The following is a 6,413-nucleotide window of genomic DNA, read 5'->3' as shown; positions in this document are numbered from 1 at the left end:
CCCGTGTTTTATCCGTGAAAGGGATACGTCCTAACCCCTAGACGAATCGACCATTAAAGGCAAAAAGAAAACACTGGGGGCATCCAGTGTTTTGGTAGTCGATACGGGAATCGAACCCGTGTTTTATCCGTGAAAGGGATACGTCCTAACCCCTAGACGAATCGACCATTTTGATGGGTTTTGACCTCTTTTTTGAAAGGTGTTGCAAATATAGCGGGTTTAAATAAGAATGCAAAACATGACCAAAAAATATTTGGTTTTGTTAGGCAAAACATTGATAACTAACCTGAAAAATTATTGACAGGCTTTCCATCCAATTTCTTACTTTCGCCTTTGATAAAAAGTACAAATACCCTGACATGAAAAAGACAAGAGTGGCAATCAATGGCTTTGGTAGAATTGGAAGGTTGACTTTCAAGCTATTACTTGAAAAAGAAGACATCGAACTCGTCGCAGTCAATGACCTGACAGACCCTATTACCCTAGCCCACCTGCTGCAGTATGATTCTGTTCACGGAAAATACCCCTTTCCGGTCAAAGCTGTGGATGGAAATATCGAAGTCAAAGGAAAAACCATCCGAATATTTGCAGAAAGGAATCCTGAAAATATTCCTTGGGAAGAGTTGGACATTGACATCGTATTGGAATCCACAGGAAAATTCACTGAAAAATCCCAAGCTGAAGGTCACCTGAAGGCCGGTGCAAAAAAAGTGATCATCACCGCCCCTTCTCCAAGCAAAGAAATTCCCACGATAGTCCTTGGCGTCAATGACCATATTTTGACCGGAGATGAAAAGATCATCTCCAATGCCTCCTGTACAACCAATTGCCTCGCTCCTATGGTCAAGGTTTTGGAAGATAATTTTGGAATAGAAAAGGGATTTGTTTCAACTGTTCATTCTTATACCAATGATCAAAATCTGCATGATGCTCCCCATAGGGATTTGAGAAGGGCACGTGCAGCCGCATATTCCATTATTCCTACCACCACCAATGCGGCAAAGGCGATGGAGATCGTCCTGCCTTCCCTCAAAGGCAAAATCGAGGCTTCGGCCATGCGTGTCCCGGTTCCTGATGGTTCACTGACAGATTTGGTGGTTTTGTTAAAAAAAGAAACCACCTCAGAGGAATTGAATGCTGTATTCAAAAAGGAGTCGGAAGGAGCGATGAAAGGAATCATTGAATATGAAGATGCCCCGATTGTATCCATTGACATCATTGGCAATCCACATTCCTGCATATTTGATTCAGCTTTGACTTCGGCAAAAGGGAATCTGGTAAAAATAGTCGGATGGTATGACAATGAATCAGGATATTCCAGCCGTTTGGTGGATTTGGTTCAAAAAATGGGGTGATTTTTCAGTTTTCTTCCTGTTCCAAATTGGAACCAACTTGGTCAATAGCATCTTGGACGGCATCAAGAAACTTTTCTAGGTGCGACATAAAATCCTCATTAAACCCTTTTTCAGTAAGAATGTCTTTCCCCTCCTGAATGATATCATTCAATATATTGATTTCAAACAAAGAAAGCGCAGGCTTTACTTTGTGGCGGATTTGAGAAATAATCTCAATATCCTGTAATTCTGCCCCTTCAAGGTATCTTTCCTTGAGCTCTGAAAGAGATTTATATAATGCGCTTACTAACTCCGCCTTAAACTCAGCATCGCCTTCTGACATTTCTTCGATCCTATCAAAATTGACAGGTAGTTGGTTTTCGAGCATGATTATTTTGGTTGACTTGCGCTTACTCCTGCTAGGTATCCGGTACTCCAAGCGGCCTGAAAATTAAATCCCCCTGTAATTCCATCAACGTTTAATACTTCTCCTGCAAAAAACAGGCCATCAACAAGCTTGCTTTCCATCGTTTCAGTATTGACTTCATCAAGAACTATACCACCTGAGGTAACAAACTCTTCCTTGAATGTGGTCTTTCCCTCAACAGCAACAATATAACAAAAAAGATTTTGAACCACTTTATTGAATTGCTTTTTTGGCAAATTCTGCCAAAGATTATCGGAACCAATTTCGGACCTTTCGCAAAGGTGTTCCCAAAGTCGTGATGGCAATCCCAATAATGCATTGGAATGGATTTTCTTTTTGGGGTGGTTTTTTTGAAATGAAAGAAGCTGTTGGAGGAGCCAATCCTCCGTCCAATCATTGCCCCATCGGATATGTGCATTGGCTTTATATTGTTGGTCATAAAGCCATTTTGCCCCAAATGCAGAAAGTTTCAACACAGCAGGCCCACTCAGTCCCCAATGGGTGATCAACAATGGCCCTCTGTAAGCCATTTTGGTGCCCTCAAGCCTGACATAGGCATCAGGAACAGTTATTCCCATCAGTTTTCTGATCGGTTCATGAGGCGTATTGAAAGTGAAAAGTGAAGGGATCGGCGGTTCGATGGTATGCTTGAAGTTTGATAGGAAACTGAATCCTTCCATTTTTGGGCTACCTCCTGTACAGACCACAATCCTGTCAAATTCCAAAGTTTTATCTTTTGCAATAAGCTTGAAACATGTATCTGTTTTTACAATTTCCTGGACAGCAAAATTGAAAACAACTTTGATCCCACTATGGTAAGCAGTTGATTGCAAAGCATCTATGATGGATTGGGAATCATCCGAAACCGGAAACATCCTGCCATCGGACTCTGTTTTCAAAGACACACCACGTGATTCAAACCATTGGACAGTATCCCTGACAGAAAAATGTCTGAATACTTTCTTTAGAAATTTTTCTCCCCGGGGATAATTTTTGGAAAGGTTAGAAATCTCGAAAGCTGAATGGGTAACATTACACCTTCCGCCTCCGGAGATCTTTACTTTTGCAAGGGATTTGGATGTTTTCTCAACTATTGTCACCTCGGCTCCACCTTGGGCAGCATGTATTGCCGCAAAATACCCCGCAGCTCCTGCTCCAATGACTCCGATTTTCAGCCTACCCACATTTATCTTCTTTTACTTCCTGAAAATGAACCCAAAATCCCCCTGGTTAATTCCCTAAATATTGTTCTGCCTAATTGTCTCACCATGGTATTTTTACTGAGTTCATCAATGATGGAGGTTTCCTTGACCGTTTTTCCTTTTGGCTTTGCACTTGGGATAGGTTGGTCTTTCATGGCTTCAGCGGCTGCTTCTGCCCTACTGATCTTTTGCTCCAAAAGCTCAAAAGCACTTTCCCGATCTATGTCAATATTGTATTTTTTGACAAGGGAAGAAGCTTTGACCAAGCTATCAATTTCACCTTCAGTCAATATATCCATTCTTGAAACCGGGGCCCGCAAAAGCGTGTGTGCCAAAGGTGTCGGAATCCCTTTTTCATTCAAAACTGTCACCAAAGCCTCTCCGATTCCCATGGAAGTCAAGACCTCATCTGTCTTGTAGAAGGCTGACAAAGGGTAATTCTCTGCGGTTTTTGAAATAGCCTTCCTGTCTTTTGCAGTGAAAGCCCTCAATGAATGTTGGATCTTTAAACCCAACTGTCCCAATACGTTATCAGGAACGTCTGTCGGAGTCTGGGTACAGAAAAACACCCCTACTCCTTTTGACCGGATCAACTTTACAATGGCCTCAATTTTTTCTATCAGGTCTTTGGATGCAGTAGAAAAAACCAAATGCGCTTCGTCTATGAATAGACATAATTTCGGTTTGTCTGCATCACCCTGCTCCGGAAAGGTCTCATAAATCTCCGAAAGCAAGCTGAGCATAAAAGTCGAAAATAGCTTTGGTTGGTTTTGGATATCGGTCAAACGGATAATAGAAACAACGCCCTTGCCATCCACTGTCCTGACAAAATCCTGCACATCAAAAGAAGGTTCTCCAAAAAAATTCTCAGCACCCTGCTGTTCCAATTCAATGATTTTCCTCATGATCGTATTTACAGTTGCCGAAGATACTGCCCCAAATTCCTTGGCAATTTCTTCTTTGCCTTCGTTGATCACAAACTGGAGGACTTTTTTGAGGTCTTTAAGGTCAAGCAAAGGCAAATGGTTTGTGTCACAATATCTAAAAACCAAAGCGACGACTCCTCTCTGGGTATCGTTCAATTCCATAATCTGGGAAATCAATACAGGCCCAAATTCTGAAACGGTGGCTTTGAGCTTCACTCCTTTTTCATGGCTGATCGACATCAGTTCCACAGGTAGCCCTGTCGCTTGGTAATCAATCCCGATTAAGCTACTTCTTTTTTCAATATGGGAGTTCATACTTCCTGCCTGAGCAATTCCCGAAAGGTCTCCTTTTAAGTCCATCAATACTGAAGGCACCCCATTGAGAGAAAGCTGCTCCGCAATTACCTGGAGGGTTTTTGTTTTACCCGTTCCTGTCGCCCCGGCTATCAGGCCATGTCTGTTTAGGGTTTTGAGTGGGATTTTTACCTGCGCGTGAGAGACAGGTTCATGATCCAAAATTCCTGTACCGAGAATGATTGAATTTCCTTTGAAAGTATAGCCCTGCTCTAGGTGTTGTTTGAAGTCTTCTGATTTGCTCATGGTAAAAATTGAAATGGGTTGAATATTTCAGCTAAAATAAAAAAACCTGAATACAAAAAGCTGTATTCAGGTTTTTATTGGTTTGAATAAGGATCAATGGGTGACCACAGGTTCCAAGTCTTTGGCTTGTGCAATGAAATCCTCAACTTTGGAAAGAGCGGGAATAGCCTTCGTCAGATTTTTCTCTGCATTCTTTTCAGTCAATGCTTTGTGAAGGTTTTCAGCATTTCGGGTTCTGAGTTCTTTGACTGTATCTACTCCTGCAGCTTTGAGTAATTCGGCAAACTGACTTGCAATGCCATTGATTCTAAAAAGGTCAGCCATATTGACCCAATCAAGGATGACGCCTTCACCTATACCACTGGCTTCAGCGATTTCTTTTCGTCCTTTTTTGGATGCTCCTTTTTCAAGTAGACCCTCTACTGTTGAGATGCCGGCTGCGGCTAATTTTTCTTTGTACGCGGGACCGATTCCTTCGATCGCAGTGATGGTTTTTGCCATAAAATTTAAGTATTAAGTGTAAGAAATTATTTAAAGAAATTACCCAATCCTCCTTTAAGAAGGTCTCCTGCCTTGCCCATAATGGATCCTCCGAGATCGCCTCCCAACATTTTGGTGAGGTCTGATACGTCAAGGTTTCCCTCTTTGGAATTCGAAATGGCTTTGATGATGGCAGGCAACACAATTTTACCAATCTGACCTGCTATCTCCGGAGAAACTCCAAGTTTGGAAATATAATCTTTACTCAATCCTCCCAAAAGATTTTGAAATACAGGAGATTGGGAAGCAGAGGATCCCAAATTTACCATGTTCAAAATTCCATCAAGATTACCTGAAACAGCCTCCTTTCCAAGCGTAGATACCAAACTGTCCTTGGTCAGGTCCAAGGCTTGCTTTGCCTGGTCCTGTCCCAAACCTACTTTTCCTGTCAATCCTGACAACAATTCGGTCGATGTTTTTGCTAAAATTTCCTGTAACATAAATGGGGATGATTAAAAACTTTTCGATGGTAAGTTAAACTTATGGATAAGAACTGTCAATATTTTGATTTTTTTCTAAATATCAAACAAAATACTTACCATTGTTTTGTTAATGAAAGGTATTTACTTTGTTCAAAGTAATGCAAACCGATTCTCTTATTTGCCAATGATTCTGATTACACTTAGTCCCAAAGCCTCTTCAATTCTTAGGTTTTTCATCACAGGAATGATTTTTTTCATACTGATTAGTCCTGTTTATTCGCAGGTCAAACCAAATTTGGGAGGCTCAGGAAAGCTGATGAACAGTGCATTGGCAGAAATGGAAAAGGGGGATTATGAAAAAGCCAATGCTTATTTCAGGCAGATCATTGAAAGCAATCTTTCGATTCCACCAGAAATGCCTTACTTCTTTGCGGAAACCCTTTATCAGCTGGGTCAGTATGACAACAGCCTGAATTTTTTGAATAAATATCTGGAGATCAATGGCTACAAAGGTGACAACTACGAGGCTGCAAAGTCTTTGGAGACTAAGTTGAAAACGAACATGGCGAGCATTTACAATTGTAAACTATGTGACAACAGAGGTTACCGCTATTTGAATTGCCCAACATGTGAAGGAGAAAGACAGATCGAGCAAGCGTGCATGTACTGCAAAACCAGGGGAATAGTCGGTTGTACCAAATGCAGGGGATCAGGTTTAGTGACCAAAATAAATGTTTTTAATATCGTGGAATACTATGAATGCGATAAATGCTCCGGAGAAGGAAAACACACCTGTCCTAAATGCATGGGAACCTTAAAGGAATTGAGCGATTGTAGGACCTGCAGGGGTCAAGGCAGGCTATTGTCTGAGGAAATATGTGACCACAAACCGGGAACTCAACCCAGGCATTTTTCTACAGGATTTGAAAAGCTGAAAGAAATGAGCCATTGAGGTTTGGTTA

Annotated in this window: 7 protein-coding genes and 1 tRNA gene; 2 read left to right on the top strand and 6 right to left on the bottom strand. The window is 41.4% G+C overall.

Annotation, left to right across the window (positions count from 1 at the left end):
- Positions 1-92: 92 nt before the first annotated feature.
- A tRNA-Glu gene (locus ACZFYI_RS13685) sits at positions 93-167 on the bottom strand.
- A gap of 192 nt (positions 168-359) precedes the next feature.
- On the opposite strand from ACZFYI_RS13685, the gene gap reads away from it, so the two are divergent.
- Positions 360-1,355, top strand: coding sequence for a type I glyceraldehyde-3-phosphate dehydrogenase (gap, locus tag ACZFYI_RS13680; protein ID WP_462524688.1), 996 nt, complete (start codon positions 360-362; stop codon positions 1,353-1,355).
- 4 nt (positions 1,356-1,359) lie between these two features.
- On the opposite strand, the gene ACZFYI_RS13675 is transcribed toward gap, so the two are convergent.
- The 5 genes from ACZFYI_RS13675 to ACZFYI_RS13655 form a co-directional block, all read right to left on the bottom strand.
- Positions 1,360-1,722, bottom strand: coding sequence for a hypothetical protein (locus tag ACZFYI_RS13675; protein WP_462524687.1), 363 nt, complete (start codon positions 1,720-1,722; stop codon positions 1,360-1,362).
- 2 nt (positions 1,723-1,724) lie between these two features.
- Positions 1,725-2,936 (bottom strand): BaiN/RdsA family NAD(P)/FAD-dependent oxidoreductase, encoded by a 1,212-nt coding sequence (locus ACZFYI_RS13670; RefSeq protein ID WP_462524689.1) that lies wholly within the window; start codon positions 2,934-2,936, stop codon positions 1,725-1,727.
- An 11-nt stretch (positions 2,937-2,947) separates the two neighbouring features.
- The gene (locus ACZFYI_RS13665; protein WP_462524686.1) at positions 2,948-4,489 is read right to left on the bottom strand and encodes a helicase HerA-like domain-containing protein; all 1,542 of its coding nucleotides are present in this window, start codon (positions 4,487-4,489) and stop codon (positions 2,948-2,950) included.
- A gap of 93 nt (positions 4,490-4,582) precedes the next feature.
- The gene (locus ACZFYI_RS13660; RefSeq protein ID WP_462524685.1) at positions 4,583-4,990 is read right to left on the bottom strand and encodes a DUF4332 domain-containing protein; all 408 of its coding nucleotides are present in this window, start codon (positions 4,988-4,990) and stop codon (positions 4,583-4,585) included.
- A gap of 26 nt (positions 4,991-5,016) precedes the next feature.
- Entirely contained in the window at positions 5,017-5,469 is a 453-nt protein-coding gene (locus ACZFYI_RS13655; protein ID WP_462524684.1) for a hypothetical protein, read from the bottom strand.
- Between the two features lie 226 nt (positions 5,470-5,695).
- Here ACZFYI_RS13655 and ACZFYI_RS13650 point away from each other — a divergent pair, with 226 nt between their 5' ends.
- Complete coding sequence (locus ACZFYI_RS13650; protein WP_462524683.1) at positions 5,696-6,403, top strand: tetratricopeptide repeat protein; 708 nt, start codon at positions 5,696-5,698, stop codon at positions 6,401-6,403.
- The last annotated feature ends 10 nt before the right edge of the window (positions 6,404-6,413 follow it).

The organism is Aquiflexum sp. (genome assembly GCF_977115555.1).
Note: the sequence above shows the minus strand (reverse complement) of the source record. Positions and strands in the feature narration are given on the sequence as shown.

What these genes read in the sequence shown, in the direction of transcription:
- gap (WP_462524688.1), top strand. Translation starts at nt 360, where the DNA reads ATGAAAAAGACAAGAGTGGCAATCAATGGCTTTGGTAGAATTGGAAGG.
- ACZFYI_RS13675 (WP_462524687.1), bottom strand. Translation starts at nt 1,722, where the DNA reads ATGCTCGAAAACCAACTACCTGTCAATTTTGATAGGATCGAAGAAATG.
- ACZFYI_RS13665 (WP_462524686.1), bottom strand. Translation starts at nt 4,489, where the DNA reads ATGAGCAAATCAGAAGACTTCAAACAACACCTAGAGCAGGGCTATACT.
- ACZFYI_RS13660 (WP_462524685.1), bottom strand. Translation starts at nt 4,990, where the DNA reads ATGGCAAAAACCATCACTGCGATCGAAGGAATCGGTCCCGCGTACAAA.
- ACZFYI_RS13655 (WP_462524684.1), bottom strand. Translation starts at nt 5,469, where the DNA reads ATGTTACAGGAAATTTTAGCAAAAACATCGACCGAATTGTTGTCAGGA.
- ACZFYI_RS13650 (WP_462524683.1), top strand. Translation starts at nt 5,696, where the DNA reads ATGATTTTTTTCATACTGATTAGTCCTGTTTATTCGCAGGTCAAACCA.